The organism is Kribbella sp. NPDC056345, assembly GCF_042262745.1.
Classification (GTDB): domain Bacteria; phylum Actinomycetota; class Actinomycetes; order Propionibacteriales; family Kribbellaceae; genus Kribbella.
Genome location: NZ_JBHJQQ010000003.1, coordinates 850,715 through 869,345 on the forward strand (window position 1 = coordinate 850,715; position 18,631 = coordinate 869,345).

2 protein-coding genes are annotated in these 18,631 nt (G+C 68.8%); both read right to left on the reverse strand.

What is annotated here, in order from left to right; translation table 11 throughout:
* Positions 1-55 precede the first annotated feature (55 nt).
* Positions 56-256, reverse strand: a complete 201-nt coding sequence (locus ACFCV3_RS14685; protein ID WP_376030306.1) for an MbtH family protein — start codon at positions 254-256, stop codon at positions 56-58.
* Positions 253-18,618, reverse strand: a complete 18,366-nt coding sequence (locus ACFCV3_RS14690) for an amino acid adenylation domain-containing protein (RefSeq protein ID WP_376030308.1) — start codon at positions 18,616-18,618, stop codon at positions 253-255. The genes ACFCV3_RS14685 and ACFCV3_RS14690 overlap by 4 nt, the downstream gene beginning before the upstream one ends.
* Positions 18,619-18,631: the final 13 nt, after the last annotated feature.

Sequence of the window (18,631 nt, forward strand, 5' to 3'; positions counted from 1 at the left end):
TTCAGCGCGGAGTCACGAGTTCCCGAGCGAGAATGCCGAACGAAAGGTCCGATGTCTACCCTTCGGCAAGACTCTTCGGGCGTAGATCCGTCCAGTGCGTCTCGATGTGGTCCAGGCACTCCTGGCGACCGGCGGGCCCGTGCGCGACCGTCCAGCCCGCCGGAGTCTCCGCGAACTCGGGCCACAGGCTGTACTGGCCCTCCTCGTTGACCAGCACGAGGTAGACGCCGTCGGCGTTCTCGAAGGGGTTGCTCACTGTCCTTGCCTTTCCGTTGCCAGCTGCACAACTGTTTCCAATGCGCGGAACCAGGTCTCGGCCAGGTCCCGTACTGCGTCGTCGGTGAGAAGTTCGGAGGCGTAGGCCCACTCCGCGATCAGCTCGGGGCCGTCGGGACGGTCCGCGGTCAGAGCGTTCACAGTGAGCGCATGTGACATCGGCATGTCCGGATCCGCGTCCAGCTCCGCAGCGCTGTCCTCGGCCGCTGGCGCCGGCGACCAGTCGGCCGCTTCCGGGAGGTCGAAGCGACCCATGTAGTTGAACTCGATCTGCGGCTCGCCGAGCTCGGCCAGCACGGGTGCGGTCTTCGGGTTGAGGTGGCGCAGGAGCCCGTGGCCGATACCAGCCGTGGGCAGTGCGGCCAGCTGGTCCCGGACGCGGCCCAGAGCCACCTCTACGTCCTGCCCGGCAGGGTCGAGCCGCACCGGTACGACGCTGGTGAACCAGCCGACAGTCCGCGACAGATCGGCGTCGCCCGCGAGTTCCGCCTCGCGCCCGTGTCCTTCGATATCGACCAGCACGGGCGCACCGGCCGCCGTACCGAAGTGACGCGCTCGCCACTCAGCCACGGCCAGCGCGAACGCGGTCAGCAGCACATCGTTCACACCGGCGCCGAAAGAGGCCGGGGCCCGACTCAGCAGCGGACCGGTGACGGCCGCGGGCAGCGTCAGTGACAGGTGGCCAGCGGTGCGGACGGTGTCTCGTACTGAGTCGAGTGGGCGTGCGAGCGGTAGACCAGCGCCCTCGGCGAGGATCGAGGCCCACAGCGGCAGCTCGTCCTCAGCCGCCGGCTCCACGGCCCGTGCCGCGAGCCGACGGGACCAGCGGCCGAACGACAGCTCCACCGGCGCCAGCTCCGGCGTACGGCCTTCTCGTACGGCGGACCAGGCTGTCGCGAGGTCGGGCAGTAGTACCCGCCAGGACACGCCGTCGGTCACCAGGTGGTGCGCGAGGATCAGCAGCCGGCCCGGCGTCTCGGGGCCGGCGTCGAACCACACTGCCCGGACCATGGCGCCTGCCTCGGGATCAAGCCCCGCCTGCGCAGTCAGCGCGTGCTGAGAGATCGCCGTACACATTGCTGCCTCGTCGGCGCCGCGCACGTCGGTTCGGGTGAGCCACGTGCTGACGTCTGCGTGCGTCGGCACCGACAGCGCGGGCTCCGGCTCGCGAATCAGGCGGGCACGCAGCATGTCGTGCCGATCGGCCACAGCCTGCAGAACGGCCTGCAGCCCTTCCTGAGTGAGCTCTGCCGGAGTGCGGAGTAGGGCGGCCTGGTGGTAGCCCGCGATCGGGCCACCGCGCTCCAGCAGGGCACGCATGATCGGCGTGAGCGGAACCGGACCCACGCCGTCGTCGTCGTGGACCGTCTCGTGGTCGGCGACCGCCGCCACTGCGGCCAGTGCGACCACTGTGCGGTGCTGGAACAGCTGCCGCGGGGTGAATCGCAGCCCCCGGGCGCGGGCCCGTGCGACCAGCTGCATGGCGATGATGCTGTCGCCACCGAACGCGAAGAAGTCGCCCTCAGTCCCTACCGCCTCGGCCGGCAACCCCAGCGCCTCACCGAACAGCTCACGCAGGACGAACTCGGTCTCGTTCTCCGGAGTCCGCCCACCACCGGCCAGGGTGAAGTCAGGCGCCGGCAGGGCCGCCCGGTCGAGCTTGCCGTTAGACAGCACCGGCAGCCGATCCAGTACGACGACCGCCGCCGGAACCATGTAGTCGGGCAGCGCTGCCGCGGTGTGCGCGCGGAGCTCGGCCGGGTCCGCATCGGAGACCACGTAGGCGACGAGCTGCCGCTGGTCGCGAGCGATCACGACGGTCTGGCTGACCGCCGGGTGACTGTCGAGCACAGCCTCGATCTCGGCCAGCTCGATCCGGTAGCCGCGGATCTTGACCTGGTCGTCGGTACGTCCGGCGAATTCCAGCAGCCCGTTCCGCGTCCAGCGAGCTAGGTCACCCGTGCGGTACATGCGGGCGCCCGGCGTACCGAACGGGTCGGCGACGAACCGCTCAGCGGTCAGCTCCGGCCGGCCCAGGTAGCCACGAGCGAGACCCGGGCCGGACAGGTACAGCTCACCGGTGACACCCGGCGGAACCGGACTCAGCGCTGCGTCGAGCACGTAGGCGCGAGAGCCGTGGACCGGCCGCCCGACGACCGGACGTGTGCTGTCGCTGAGCCGTCCGACCAGTGCGTCCACGGTCGCTTCGGTCGGCCCGTACAGGTTGAAGCCCTCGGTGTTCGGCAGTGCAGCCAGCCGGCTCCACAGCGACTCCGGAACCGCCTCGCCCCCGAAGCCCACCACGGCGAGCGGACACTCGCCGTCCGGACCGATCAGCCCGCTGTCGGCCAGCTGGGTCAGGAGCGACGGAGTGACCTCGATGAAGTCGATACCACGGTCGCGGATGAATGCGGTGAGCAGTTCAGGATCGCGTCGCGTCTCGTCGTCCGCGATGTGCAGGGCGTGCCCGTCCAGCAGCCACAACTGCGGCTGCCACGACGCGTCGAACGAGAACGACCAGGCATGTGCCACCCGCAGGTGCTGGCGACCGGTCCGTTCCTTCGCCAGATCGTGCAGGTCGTGGCGATGGCTGTGGAAGAGGTTCGCGACACCGCGCTGGGTGACGACAACGCCCTTGGGCCGGCCAGTCGATCCGGACGTGTAGATGACGTACGCCGGATGGTCCGGGCCGGGGGCGGTCGGCGTCGCTTCCGGGAGTCCGGCCAACGCGTCGAGACGCAGTACAGGGATGTCCGTGGCAGGCAGGGCGGTGTCCGTGGTGGACAGGACCAGGACCGGACTGGCATCCGCGAGCATGCTGGTGAGACGTGACTCGGGCAGGTCAGGATCGAGCGGCAGGTAGCCGGCACCGGCCTTCATCACCGCGAGGATCGCGGCGATGTAGTCGGCTGTGCGCGGCAACGCCAGTGCGACGAGCCGCTCCGGGCCTGCGCCCTGTCCGGCGAGCACACGGGCCAGTTGCTCGGTGCGCGCATCCAGCTCGGCGAAGGTCCAGGTGTTGTGGTCGTCGGTGACGGCAACCGCGTCTGGACTCGCCGCGACCTGTGCGGCGAACAGAGCGGGCACGGTCTCGAGCCGCTCGGCCGGCGGGAGCGCAGTGTCGTTCCAGGTCTCCAGAACAGTCTGCCGCTCGGCAGTGCTGAGGACGTCGAGAGAGCTGATCCTGCAGGTGGGATCGGCGACGACCTGTTCCAGCAGGGACTCCAGCCGACGGCCGAGGAGTTCTGCGGTCGACTGGTCGAACAGGTCGGCGCTGTACTCGATCCAGCCCTGGATACCGTCGCCCTCGCCCTGTTCGACGAAGTCGAAGCTGAGGTCGAACTTGGCGGTCTCCTGGCCGACCGACTCGCGCCGTACGGACAGGCCGGGCAGCTCCATGCCTTCGGTCTGGTTGGTGAGGTGGGCCACCATCACCTGGAACAGCGGGTGCCGGGCGAGCGAGCGCTCCGGCTTGATCGCCTTCACGAGCCGTTCGAACGGCAGGTCCTGGTGCTCGTACGCCGTCAGGTCGGTCTCGCGGACCCGCGTCAGCAGCTCGGTGAAGGTGGGGTTGCCGGACAGATCCGTTCGCAGGACGAGCGAGTTCACGAAGAAGCCGACGAGGTCTTCAAGCGCCTTGTCGCCACGGCCCGACACCGGGGCGCCGAGGGGGATGTCCGTCCCGGCCCCGAGTCGGTGCAGCAGCGCCGCGACAGCAGTTTGAGCCACCATGAACATGCTGACGCCGTGCTCACGTGCCAGCTCGCGCAGTGCACGCTCCACAGCCGGTGAGACGGCGAAGTCGACCGTGCCACCTCGTCCGCTCGACTCTGCCGGACGCGGACGGTCGACGGGCAGGTTCAGCTCGACCGGCAGCCCGGCGAGCGTCCGGGTCCAGTGCTCGACCAGGCTGCTCTCGGTCGCCTCCAGCAGCTCCTGCTGCCACAACGTGTAGTCGGCGTAGCTCGCGGGGAGTGGCGCCCACTCGGGACTGCGGCCTTCGACGCGCGCCGCATAGGCGCTGGACAGGTCACCGAGCAGCGGGCGGTCCGACCACTCGTCGGTGGCGATGTGGTGCAGCAGAAGCAACAGCACATGCTCGTCCCGTCCCACCTCGAACAGGACCGCCCGCACCGGGATCTCCTGGCCCAGGTCGAACGCGTACGCCGCCTCGGTCGCCAGGTCCCCGTAGTCCGCCACGGTGAGCGGGAGCTCGGCGTGGTCGAGGACCTGTTGGAACGGCATGCCGTCAACGGCCGGGAACACCGTGCGCAGCGGTGCGTGCCGTGCGACGACGTCGTTCAGTGCGGCCTCGAGTGCGGCCCGGTCGAGGCGACCAGTGAGCCGCCAGACCGACGGGAGGTTGTACGTCGGGTTGGGCCCCTCCACCTGGTGCAGCAGCCACAGCCCTTGCTGTGCAGACACGAGCGGCAACCGCTCCGGCACCGACCGCGCGGCGTCGAGCGCAGGCCGTACGACGCTGTGAGCCGTCCCAAGGTGCTTGGCGAGCTTGGCCGGCGTCGGTGCGTCGAAGATCGTGCGCAGCGACGCCTCTGCCCCGACACTCGCCCGAAGCCGGCTGACCAGCCGCATCGCACTCAGCGAGTGCCCACCCAACGCGAAGAAGTCGTCATCGACCCCCACCCGCTCAAGGCCGAGTACCTCGGCCACCAACGCACACAGCGTCTCCTCCAACGGAGTACGCGGTCGCGCGTCCCCCACCTCAGCCGCGAAGTCCGGTGCCGGCAGCGCCCGCCGATCCAGCTTCCCGTTCGGAGTCAACGGCAGCGAGTCGAGAGTGACCACGGCGGCCGGGACCATGTGATCGGGCAGCGACACCGCGACGTGCGCCCGCAGTTCTGACGACGTGGCTGGTGCGGACAGTACGACGTACGCGACCAGCTGCTCGTCTCGCAGGATGACGGCGGCGTGTGCGACTGCAGGGTGAGCCGTGAGCGCGGTCTCGATCTCGCCCAGTTCGATGCGGAAGCCGCGGAGCTTCACCTGGTCGTCGGCACGACCGAGGTACTCCAGCTCGCCGTCCTGGCGCCAGCGGGCGAGGTCGCCGGTGCGGTACATGCGCTCACCGGTGGCGAAGGGGTTGGCGACGAAGCGCTCGGCGGTGAGGGCTGGGCGACCGAGGTAGCCGCGTGCCAACTGCACACCGGCGAGGTAGAGCTCACCGGCGACACCCGGCGGGACCGGGTTCAGCTCGGCGTCGAGCACGTAGGTGCGGGTGTTCCAGACCGGGTGGCCGATCGGGACGGTGGTCGGTGCAGCAGGGACCTCGTAGGAGGTGACGTCGACTGCGGCCTCGGTGGGGCCGTAGAGGTTGTGCAGCTTGCTGGTGGGCAGGACCTCGGCAAAGCGCGCGGCGAACGGGGCAGGCAGAGCCTCACCACTACACATCACCTGACGCAGCGAAGCGCAGTGCGCCGCCGCCGGCTCGTCGAGGAACGCGCGCAGCATCGACGGAACGAAGTGGGTGGTAGTGATCTGCTCCTGCTGGATCAGGTCGGCAAGGTAGAGCGGATCCTGGTGTCCCTCCGGCCGGGCAACCACCAGAGCGGCCCCTGTGATGAGCGGCCAGAAGAATTCCCACACCGACACGTCGAACCCGGCAGGTGTCTTCTGCAGCACCCGGTCAGTGGACTCGAGCCGGTAGGTGTCCTGCATCCACAGCAGGCGGTTGACGATTGCCTGGTGCGGGACGGAGACGCCCTTGGGCCGTCCGGTCGAACCGGATGTGTAGATGACGTACGCCGCCTGCAACGGGTCGTAGGACTGCGGTAGCGGCGCGTCAGCCGGCTGGTCAGGCATGCCGTCCAGCGCGACCAGCACCGTAGCGATGTCGGTAGCTGGAAGATCAGCCGTGACCAGACAGACCGGCTCGGCGTCTCCGAGCATGTAGGCGAGCCGATCAGCCGGGTAGCTGGTGTCCAGAGGCAGATACGCAGCACCAGCACGCTGTACCGCGAGCAGGGTGATCACCAGCGCAAGCGAACGTGGCAACGCCACAGCAACGATGGTGTCGGCTTGTGCACCGTTCGCGGTGAGCGTGCGAGCCAAAGTCTCCACTCGCGCATCGAGCTCGGCATACGTCAGTGCCTCGCCCTCATAGACGAGCGCCGTCGCCGCTGGCGTACGAGCCACCTGCGCACGGAACAACTCCGGCAGCGTCGTGTCGACGACCGCACGCGCGGTGTCGTTGAAACCTTGGAGGACAAGGGCGCGCTCATCGTCGTAGAGCACGTCCAACGTGCCGACACGACGGCTTGGGTCAGCGACGACCTGTTCGAGCAGTGACGCCATCCGGCGGCACAGGAGCTCTGCGGTAGCCGCATCGGTTAGGTCGGTCGCGTACTCGAGCAGGAGCGTGAGGCGGCCGGACACGTCCGACTCGTCCACGAAGGTGAAGTTCAGATCGAACTTGGCCGCACCGGTCTCCATCTCGTACCACTCCGCCGGCAGCCCGAGCAGAGCCTCCGGATCACCCTCCGGCCGGTGGTGGTACCCGAGCATCACCTGGAAGAGCGGATTACGACCGGTGATCCGCGGCGGGTTCAGCGCCTCGACGACACGGTCGAACGGGACGTCCTGGTGCTCGAACGCAGCCAGCGACGACTCACGGACCCGCGCCAGCAACTCCTGGACCGTCGGTGCACCGGACAGGTCGGTCCGCAGTACCAGGGTGTTGACGAAGAAGCCGACCAGGTCGTCCAGACCGCTGTCGGTCCGACCCGCGATCGGCGCACCCAGCGGAATGTCGTCGCCCGCCCCCAACCGATGCAGCAGGGCGGCGGTAGCAGCCTGCACGACCATCCACATGCTGGTGCCGGAGCTGGTCGACAGCTCACGCAACGCACGCCCCGTCTCGACGGGCAGTTCGCAGCGCACGATGGCGCCGCCGCCGCTGGGCTCGGCCGGACGCGGGCGGTCCAGCGGCAGGGTGAGCTCGTCCGGGGCGCCGCGTAGCGCCTCACTCCAGTACGCGAGCTGACGCTCACCCAGCTGCTCGAAGAGCTCTTCCTGCCAGAGCGTGTAGTCGGCGTACTGCACCGGCAGCGCGTCCCACACCGGTTCGCTACCAGCGCTGCGGGCGGCGTACGCCGTGTTGAGGTCGGCCAGGAACGGACGGTCGGACCACTCGTCGGTGGTGATGTGGTGCAGGACCACAGCCACGACATGGTCTTCCGCACCGACCCGGAACACCTCTGCCCGCAAGGGGAACTCACGCGTCAGATCGAAGGTTCGCCGCTGCGCCGACTCGACCAGCCCAGGCAGATCGCCCTCGGCACAGTCCACAACACTGAACGACAGCTGTGCCTGGTCACGAATCCACTGGAACGGCACTCCGTCGTGCTCACCAACCAGAGTCCGCAGCGACTCATGCCGCGCAGCCACATCCTGCAACGCTGTCTGCAATGCCGGTACGTCGAGCGCCCCGCGCAGACGGAACACCAACGGGAAGTTGTACGCCGCCCCAGCGCTCTCCAACTGCTCCACCAGCCACAGCCGCCGCTGCGCTGCGGACAACGGGACGTACTCCGGGCGCTCGCCGTACGTCGTCAGAGCCGGGCGTGCGGGCTTGCCGTTGTCGGCGCGTCCCGCAAGCAATGCCGGGGTCGGTGCCTCGAACAGGTCGCGGATGGCGAGCTCAGCACCGAGCTCGGTGCGCGCACGGCTGACCAGCCGAGTGGCGAGCAGCGAGTGCCCGCCGAGATCGAAGAAGTTGTCCTCGGCCCCTACTTCGGGCAGTCCGAGCACCTCCGCGAACAGGCGGCACAGCACCTCTTCCTGCGGAGTGCGCGGACCACGTCCACCGCCCAGCGCGACTGCGGGCTCAGCATCCGGCAGAGCACGCACGTCGAGCTTGCCGTTCGAGTTCATCGGTAGACCGTCGACCGTGACGAATGCGGCCGGAACCATGTACTCCGGCAGCTCCTTCCCCAGGTCGTCGCGCAACCGCCGTACCAGCGCGCTCGCTTCCCTGGCGGCCGTCGGGTCATTCGCGTACGGCGCCGCGCCACCACCCGCGCGGTAGAGCCCACTGGTCAGCCGGGGAGCCTCCGGCGTGAATACCGCGTCGTACGTTCCGGCCGGGCCGCACCAGGTGGTCAGGACCTGATGGCCCAGTGTGTGCAGGTCCTCCGGGTCGACCCCGTCGCCGATCCGGCCGTCGGGGATGCCGGTGACGCGCAGAGCTCTCCCGTCGGACAGGAGTTCCCGCAGAGTCTCAACCGTGGACCACTCGACGGTCGGTACGTCCGACAGGCGCAGATCCGGGTCACCGGCGTACAGGACGACGTCGTACCGGTGGCGGCTCAGTTCGTTGTGGTGCAGGGCGCGTTTGGTGCGCAGGTCGATCTCATAGCCCAGAGTCGTGAAGTAGTCCGGGTCGACGAGCAGTTCCTTCTCCAGCTGCAGTCCACGCTCGACGGCGCGCTCCAGCTCGGTCTCCGCGGTTCCGCGGGCCTGCTGGATCTCGGTGTGGAAGGTGCGGGCCAGGCGCAGGTTGCGGACGTCGCCGACGAACAGTGCGCCGCCAGGAGCCAGCAGGTCCATCGCACCGTTGATGACGGTGGTCAGGTACTCGATGCTCGGGAAGTACTGGATGACCGAGTTGATGACGATCGTGTCGAAGAAGCCGGTTGGCAGGTCGGACAGGTCGTCGGCGGGCCGGCAGCGCAGCTCCACGCGGTCCGCGAGCTCCGGGTCGTGGGCACGCAGTTCGGCGCCGATCTTGCGGATGACGGGCGCTGCGAAGTCAGTACCCCAATACGACTCGGCAGCTGGTGCGAGCCGGGACAGCAGCAGGCCGGAGCCGATACCGATCTCCAGTACGCGGCGGGGCTGCAGCGACTCGATCCGGGCGAGCGTGGCCTCGCGCCACTCGTGCATCTGCTCGAACGGGATCGGCTGTCCGTCGTACGAGCTGTCCCAGCCGTCGTACTGCTCGGTGAAGACAGCGGTGCCGATCTCCTCGTACTCGTCGGAGTAGATCTCCTGCCACTCGTCGACCTGCGCTGCCTCGGCAGCCTGCCGCTCCGCGGAGTCGGCCGCAGCCGGTACGACGTAGCCCACGAGGCGGTCGTCCCGGACGACCACCGCGGCCTGGGCGACGAGCGGGTGCCGGCTGAGCACGGTCTCGATCTCGCCGGGCTCGATCCGGTAGCCGCGAATCTTCACCTGGTCGTCGGTGCGGCCGAGGAAGTCGAGGTTGCCGTCGGGGTTCCGGCGCACCAGGTCGCCGGTGCGGTACATGCGCTCACCTGACACGCCGAATGGGTCAGCTACGAAGCGCTCTGCGGTCAGACCGGGCTGGTCGAGGTAGCCCCGCGCCAGACCGATACCGGCGATGTACAGCTCCCCCGGTACGCCGTCCGGTACCGGCCGCAGCCAGCTGTCCAGGATGTGCGCCCGGGTACCGCGGATCGGCTTGCCGACCGTCGGTGTAGCGCTGTCGAACGTGCCACCACCAAGGGTGTTGATGGTGTACTCGGTCGGACCGTAGAGGTTGTAGCCGTACGTCCCCTCGGTGTCGCGCAGAACGCTCCACACCGTGTCGGAGACCGCCTCACCACCGAGCAGCACCAGCGGCGGGACGTGGCCCTCCAACAGACCCTGCTCGATCAGCAGCCGCGCGTACGTCGGAGTGACGTTGACGACGTCGATGCGGTGCTGCTCGCAGTACGCAACGAGCGCCTCGGCGTCACGACGCAGCTCCTCGTCACAGACGTGCACCTCATGGCCTTCGACCAGCCACAGCAGCTCTTCCCACGACATGTCGAAAGCGAACGACACGGTGTGCGCAATGCGCAGCTGCCGTCCGCCGGCCGAGGCGACTGCCGGGTCGAAGATCTCCTTCTGGTGGTTGAGCTGCATGTTCGTGAGACCCCGGTACGGCGTGACCACGCCCTTCGGGCGACCCGTGGAACCAGAGGTGTAGATGACGTACGCCGGATGCTCAAGACTGAACCTACGCTGGACAGGTGCATCAGACAGTCCGGCCAGCTCGCTCTGCACTGCAGAGTCATCCAGCAGGACCCGCTGCATGTCACCGTCGAGCGTGGCCGACACAGCAGTCGTGCTGAGCAGCAAGAGCGGACGGGCGTCGGCCAGCATCAGGGACAACCGGTCGGCCGGGTGGTCGAGTTCCAGCGGCAGATAGGCCGCACCGGTTCGCAGTACGGCGAACAGCGCGACCACCATGTCCAGCGACCGCGGCAGACCGAGTGCGACCACCTGCTCCGGACCGGCGCCGCGCTCGATCAGCAACCGGGCCATGCGGTTCACCGCCGCGTCCAGCTCGGCGTACGTGAGCGTGCGCTCGCCGAAGACCAGCGCCCGAGAGTCCGGCGTACGGGTCGCCTGGACAGCCAGCAGGTCGGCGATGGTCTCCTCGGGATCCGGCACCTGGCTCGCGGCCCACTCCGCTTGCAGCGCCGCGTGCTCAGCGGGCAGCAGCGGGTCGAGGGAGCCGACGGGCGCGGTGAGGTCAGCGGTGAGCCGGTCGACGAGCAGCGCGAAGCGGTCGAGCAGCACCTCGGCGTCATGCGTTGGAACGAGGTCGGGCCGGTGGGTCAGCGTGACGGCGATCTCGCGGCCGGGCGTGATGACGAGGTTGACCGGGTAGTGGGTCGCGTCGACGTTGGCGACGGCGGTCGCACCGTGCTGCGTGCGCAGCAGCTCCAGTCGCTCCTCGGTGTCGTTGTTGCGCAGCACGAACAACGTGTCGAACAGCTTGCGGTGGCCAGTTTCGGCCTGCAGGACGCCGAGGCTGAGGTGCTCGTACGGCATCAGGTCCAGACGCTCACCCTGAATCCGCTGCAGCATCGCGAGCACCGGCTCGGTGGCGTCGAGGCGGAGCCGGGTCGGGACCGTGTTCAGGAACAGACCGATGATCTCGCCGACGTCCGGGACCTCGCTCGGGCGGCCGGCGACCGTCGTACCGAAGACGACATCGGCGCGACCGGTGGCGGAGGCGAGGGTCAGACCCCAGGCTGCGTTGAGCAAAGTGTTCAGGGTGAGACCGTGCTCGCGGCCGACCTCGCGGAGCCGGTCGCTCAGAGCAGCCGGCAGCTGTACGTCGAGCTGGTCGGGGATGACGGGTTCCAGACCGTCGGGTGCGGTCGGGGCGAGCAGCGTGGGCTCGTCCAAGCCGGAGAGCGCCGTACGCCAGGCCGCTGTGGCGACCGTGTCGTCCTGACGCTCCAGCCAGGTCAGGTAGTCGCGGTAGCTGCCGGGCTCGGGCAGGGCGGTTGCACCCTGGTAGAGACCGAACAGCTCGTCCAGGAACAGCCACGCCGACCAGCCGTCCCACAGGATCAGGTGTCGGCCGATGACGAGGCGGTCACCCCGGTCGAGCCGCACCAGCAGCAGGCGGAACAGCGGCGGCGCGGACAGGTCGAAACGACGGTTGCGCTCGGCGTCGGTCAGCTCAAGCAGCCGTGCATCCTGCTCAGCGACAGGGAGACCGGTCAGGTCGACCTCCTCGAGCGGGACCTCCGGAGCCTCGACGATGAACTGCACCGGCTGGTCGAGACCGTCACTGGTGAAGCCCGCGCGCAGACCGGGGTTACGGACCAGCAGGGTGCGAACGGCGGCCCGCAACCGGTCGGTGTCGAGGCGCTCCGCGAAGTCGAAGGTCTCGTGGACGGTGTAGACGTCCATCTCACCCTCGTAGAAGGCCGAGTGGAAGAACAACCCGTCCTGCAACGGAGCGAGCGGCCAGATGTCCTCGACAACACCTGGTGCCGCGAACGAACGGACGTGGGCCAACTGCGCCTCGGTCAGCGCAAAAGCATCACCCGTGTGCTGGCCAGTGGGCTCCGTGACCGCAGGTGCCGCGGCAGCAAGCGCGGCGGGCGTGCGGTGCGTGAACACGTCCCGGGGGCTCAGCTCGAGACCTCCGGCACGAGCGCGCGTCGCCACGCCGATGGAACTGATGCTGTCGCCGCCGAGGTGGAAGAAGTCGTCGTCGGGACCGAGGTCCTCGATCCCGAGCACCGCCGCGAAGATGCCGGTCAGCAACCGCTCCGCAGGGCCCTCCGGCTCCCGGCGCGCGCCGCGCTCGACCTCAGGTGCAGGCAGCGCGCCCTGGTCCAGCTTGCCGCTCGGACTCAGCGGCAGGTCGTCCAGTACGACGTACGCCTCGGGCACCATCGATGCGGGCAGCACCTCGGCCAGTGCAGCCCGCAGCTCGGCCACATCGACAACAGCACCGGACGCCGGCACCGCATAGGCGACCAGACGCTGCTCACGCACGACTACTGCACCACGGGCGACGGCCGGGTGACCTGTCAGCGCAGCCTCGATCTCACCGAGCTCAACGCGGTTACCGCGCAGCTTGACCTGGCGGTCGGTGCGGCCGAGGTAGTCGATCGTTCCGTCCGCACGGCGGCGTACGAGGTCGCCGGTGCGGTACATACGGGCGCCGACTGCGTAGGGGTCGGCAACGAAGCGGTCCGCGGTGAGAGCAGCGCGCCGGTGATAGCCGCGCGCCAGCTGGACACCGGTCAGATAGAGCTCACCTGGCACACCGTCTGGCACCGGGCGCAGACACGAGTCCAGAACGCGCAGACCCGTGTTCCACACCGGCCGGCCGATCGGCACCGTCGTGTCGGAAGCACCGTCGTACTCGTGGAACGTCACGTCGACCGCGGCCTCGGTGGGTCCGTACAGGTTGTGCAGCGGTACGCCGGTCAGCTCGTGCCACCGACGGGAAGCCGTTCCGGGCAGCGCCTCACCGCTACTGAACACGCGGCGAAGGCTCCGCGACCACGCCGAATCCGCAGTGACCTCGTCGGTCACCAGGAACGCTTCCAGCATTGACGGTACGAAGTGCATGGTGGTCACCTGCTCGGCCTGGATCAGCCGGGCCAGGTAGGCGGGGTCGCGATGACCGTCCGGTACGGCGAGCACGACGGCCGCACCTTCACACAGCGCCCAGAAGAACTCCCACACGCTGACGTCGAAGCTGGACGGCGTCTTCTGCAGCACGCGATCGTCGGCCGTGAGACCGTACGCGCCCTGCATCCAGGCCAGCCGGTTGACGATGGCGCGGTGCGTCACGACAACGCCCTTGGGGCGACCGGTGGAGCCAGACGTGTAGATCAAGTACGCCGGGTCGTCAGGGCTAGCTGCCACTGCCGGGGGCACCGACCACAGCTCGTCGTACGCGTCCACAACCAGTACGTCGAGACCGTCGGCTTCGGGTAGCCGAGCAGCATCCCGGTCCGTGGTGATCACTATGGTCGCGCCCGAGTCGGCCAGCATGTAGGCCAGGCGATCGGCCGGATAGTCGAGATCCAGCGGCAGGTACGCCGCACCGGCCTTCAGAACACCCAGCAGCGCCACCATCAGCTCTGCCGAGCGAGACACGGCAACCGCAACGAACTGCTCCCGGCCGACACCCCGAGCCCGCAACCGCTGAGCCAACGCTTCAGCCCGTACGTCGAGTTCGGCGTACGTGAGGGTGTCGCCCTCGAACACCACCGCAGTGGCGTCCGGCGTCTTCTCGACCTGTACGGCGAATGCCGCGGCCAGCGTGGTTGCCGGAACCGCACGGGTCTCCCCCGCCGGGTGCGCGCCGGCCAGCTCGCTCGGAGTCAGCAGGTCGAGGTCGGCAATCTTACGAGCAGGGTCGCCGGCCAGCGCCTCCAGCACCAGCGTGAGCCGGTCGGCGAGCGACTGCACCGCATCGGCGTCGAGACGCTGCGCGTGGTGCTTCAGCCGCAGGTCGAGCCGACGGCCCGGCTTGACGATCAGGGCGAGCGGGTAGTGCACGGCGTCGTGGAATGCGTGTCCAGCAAGGGCAACCGAGCCGGTGGGGTCGGTCACGCCTTCGTTGCTGGGGTAGTTCTCGAACACCACGAGCGTGTCGAAGAGCTCACCGCTGCCTGCATGTCCGGCAGCCCGCTGGATGTCAGCCAGACCGAGGTGCTGGTGGTCGAGCAGTGCGCTCTGCTCCTCCTGCAACCGGTCCAGCAGCTCGCCGAACGTGTCGGCCGGTGTCCAGCGCAGCCGAGTCGGCAGCGTGTTGATGAACAGACCGATCATCGACTCGATGCCGTCAACGGCCGCGTCACGTCCGGAGACGGTGGTGCCGAACAGCACGTCCTGCCGACCGGTCATGCGGCCGAGCAACAGCCCCCATGCGCCCTGCACGAGTGTTCCGAGCGTGACCGCGCGTTCCCGGGCCCGAGCCGTGAGCTGGGCGGTCACGCGCTCGGACAGTTCGATGCGCACCTGGGCCGGTTCGATGGGACCAGCGGGCGCAGTTGTGTCCACCAGACGAGTCGGTTCGTCCACACCCGCCAGTGCGGTCCGCCAGGCAGCCCGAGCCGCCTCACGGTCGGCACTGGCAATCCGGCCGAGGTAGGCGCGGTACGGCGCAACCTCGGGCAGTGGAAGCGGGCTGTCGCCGTACAGGGCCAGGAGCTCGCGGTGCAGGACGGGCAGCGACCAGCCGTCCGCGATGATGTGGTGGAACGTCAGGATCAGCTGGCTGCGTTCCGCGCCGAGCCGGACCAGCGCACAGCGCATCAGCGGCGGCCGGGACAGATCGAAGTGCTGGGCCCGCTCCTCCGCAGCGACTGCCGCCGCATCGGCAGCGTCGTCAACCTCACGCCACGGGACTTCCACGCCGGATGCGATGAGCTGGACGGGACGGCCGTCAGGTAGTTGCCGGAAGCAAGCACGCAGTGGTGCGTGCCGATCCAGCAGGCGCTGCGCCGCGATGCGCAGCAGCGATCCGTCGACCGGCCCGGTCAGGTCGATGACCTGCTGGACGACGTACGCGTCGTGCTCGGCGCCGTCGACCAGAGCGTGGAAGAAGAAGCCCTCTTGCAGCGGACCGAGCGGCAAGGCCTCCGCTACCGAGAGCTCACCCTGCAGCGCAGCAAGCTCGTCCGCAGTCGGCTGCTGCCAGGTCAAGACGTCGGCGTCGTCGGACTGGACCGCGCGAACAGCCGTGGCCAGTTCGGCGACGGTGCGGTGCCGGAACACCTCCCGCGTGGTCAGCTCCAGTCCGGAGCGCCGCGCCAGGATCAGCAGCTGCACAGCGATGATGCTGTCGCCACCGAGCGCGAAGAAGTCGTCGTCGATGCTGACCGACGGGAGGCCGAGAGCTCGCGCGTACAGGTCGCACAGCAACTGCTCCCGGGCCGTCGAAGGAGCCCGTCCGGCGCTGAGCCGCGTGTAGTCAGGTACTGGCAGCGCAGCCGCGTCGAGCTTGCCGCTGGGCGTGACCGGCAGCTTGTCCACCGGAACGAAGGCAGCCGGGACCATGTAGTCCGGCAGGTACTCCGCAGCATGGGATCGCAGCGACGCCATCAACGCCGCGGCATTGCGGAACGGCGCCGGACGGTTGGTGAGCGGGTGCCGACCTCCTGACCGGTAGGGCGCAATCACGTCCTCGCGAGCGAAGACCGCATCCAGGCTGCCGTCCTCCGCCTCACCGTTCCAGGTCAGTACGGCGGTGTAACCGTGCCGCGCCGCGGTCTCGTGCAGCTCCTCCGGATCGACGCCGTACGTCGCAATCGCCGGCCGGCTGCTGTCTTCGAGGGCTTCGAGCGCAGCGAGGTCCTCGGCGAGACGGGCGTTCGGGATACCGTTGACACGCACCGGCCCGGACGCACCGGCGAGCAGTTCGTCGAGTGAGTCAACGGCATACCAGTCCGACTCGACTGCATCGGGTACGCCTACTTCGTCGGCTCGCAGCACCACGTCGTACCGGTAGCGAGTGAGCTCGTTGTGGTGCTTGCCGCGCTTGACGCGGACGTCGGCCGTGAATCCGTCGAGTGCTGCGAAGTAGTCAGGGTCTACGAGCAGCTCGCCTTCCCAGGCGATCGCACGGTCCACAGCCGAGCGCAGCGCTTCCTTGTCTCCGTCCTGCACCCGCCGCGTCTCAATGGCAGCGCTGAGCGGCAGCAACAGCCGCAAGTTGCGCACGTCACCGACGAACAGCGCACCACCAGGTGCGAGCAGTTCGGCAGCGCCCCGCAGTACGTCGGTCAGGTACTCGCCGGTCGGGAAGTACTGGATGACGGAGTTGATGACGATCGTGTCGAAGAAGCCGGCCGGCAGTCCGGACAGGTCATCGGCAGGTCGGGCCAGCAGCTTGACCTTGTCGGCCAGGCCCGGCACCGCGGACACCTGCGCCTCCAACGCACGCACGGCTTCCTCGGACAGGTCCGTACCCCAGTACTCCGCACAGTCCGGAGCCAACTGGGACAGCAGTAGCCCACTACCGACACCGATCTCCAGAACCCGGCGCGGCTGCACAGCGCGGATGCGGTCCAGGGTCGCCGCCCGCCACTCGCGCATGTCCGCGAGCGGGATCGGCAGACCGTCGTACATGCTGTTCCAGCCCGCGAAGTTCTCCTGAAACGCGTCGGAACCGGCAGCGGAGTACAGGAGCTCGTGCAGGTCCTTCCAGTCGGCGACACCGTCGTCGTCGGAACCACCATCGAGCGACGGTACGACGTACGCGGCGAGCCGACGCTCACCCGGACGGTCCTCGCGGACGACGACCGCGGCCTGGTCGACCGACGGGTGGGCCCGCAGCACGGACTCGATCTCACCCGGTTCGATCCGGAACCCGCGGATCTTCACCTGGCTGTCGACGCGCCCGTGGAACTCCAGCCGTCCGTCGGCCTTCCAGCGCACCAGGTCGCCGGTGCGGTACAGGCGCTCGCCGGGTGTACCGAAGGGGTCGGCAACGAACCGCTCTGCGGTCAGTGCGGCCCGGCCGAGGTAGCCACGGGCCAGTCCGGCGCCACCGAGGTAGAGCTCTCCCGTGACACCAGCAGGGACCGGCCGCAGCCGGTCGTCGAGGACGTAGGCCCGGGTACCAGGGTCAGGTACGCCGATGGGCACGATGCTGCCGGAGGGGATGTCCGGATCGCACAGGCCCAGTGTGGAGTTGGTGGTGGCCTCGGTCGGACCGTAGGCGTTGAACATCATCCGCCCGCGCGCATAGCGACTGACCAGCTCGGGCGACACACGTTCGGTACCGGCCAGCAGGGTCGCCGTGGGTGGCAGCAGGACGTCGTCCGGCATCGCAGCCAGCAGGGCGGGCGGCAGGATCATGAAGGTGATGCCGTGCTCGTTCGCGTAGTCCGCGAGCGGTGCGCCCGGTACCCGACGGTCAGCAGGTACGACGACCAGCCGGCCACCGGAGAGCAGTCCGAGACACAGGTCCCAGAACGCCACATCGAAGCTGGGTGAGGCGAACTGCAGCACCCTGCTGTGCGGACCGATCCCGAACCGCTCCTGCTGAGTGGCAACCAGCTTCGCGACACCAGCGTGTGAAAGCACCACGCCCTTCGGCCGACCGGTCGAGCCGGACGTGTAGATCACGTACGCCGCGTGGTCGACCGTCAAAGTGACTGCCGGATCCTGCGTCGGATAACCAGCGAGCTCGGCAACAGTCTCAGGTGCGTCCAGCAACAGCGAGTCCGGCGGCAGGTCCGCCGCAACCTCCGCCGTGGTGACCACACAGACCGGCTGCGCGTCCGCGAGCATGTAGGCGATCCGGTCGGCCGGATAGTCGGTGTCGACCGGCAGATAGGCCGCACCGGCCTTCAGTACGGCGACCTCCGCAACGATCATGTCCGCCGAGCGCGGCACCGCGAGCGCGACGACCTTCTCGGGTCCTGCGCCGCGGGCCACCAGGGCGTGCGCCAACTGCGCCGCGCGGGCATCCAGCTCGGCGTACGTGAGCTGAACGTCCTCATGGATCAGGGCCACCTCGTGCGGACGCGCAGCGACCTGGTCGGCGAACATCCGGGGCCAGGTCAACGCGGGTACGTCGTGCTCGGTGTCGTTCCACCCCGCCAGGATCTGGTCCCGCTCCTCGTCGACCAGGAGCTCCAGGTCAGCGACCGGAGTAGTGGGGCGGTCGAGCGCATCAGCCAGCAGCGTGCGGTAGTGGCCGAGGATGCGGTCCACGGTTGCCGGCTCGAGGAGGTCGGTCCGGTAGTCGGCCCGCACCTGCCCGTCGGAGACCGACAGAGCGATGTCCAGCGGGCCACCGTCCTCCCAGGGTGCGTCACCGAAGCCGGTGCCGCACAGCAACGCACCACCCCGGAAGGGCTCAGGAGCCAGCAGCTGCAGCAGCTCAGCCACCGGTAGCCGGTGCGCCTCTGCCTCGGCCCGCAGCTCAGCTAGCTGTGCGCGCAGGTCACCAAAAGCGACGCTGCCATCGACAGCGACCCGCACCGGGAGTCCGGCATGGGCCACCGCCACCTCGCTGGCGGACGCGCCGCCGTACCGGTGCAGGAGGGCGACGAAGGCGGTGAGGCAGGTCTCTTCGTCTGCAACACCTGCCAGCTCCACTGACCGGAGTGCA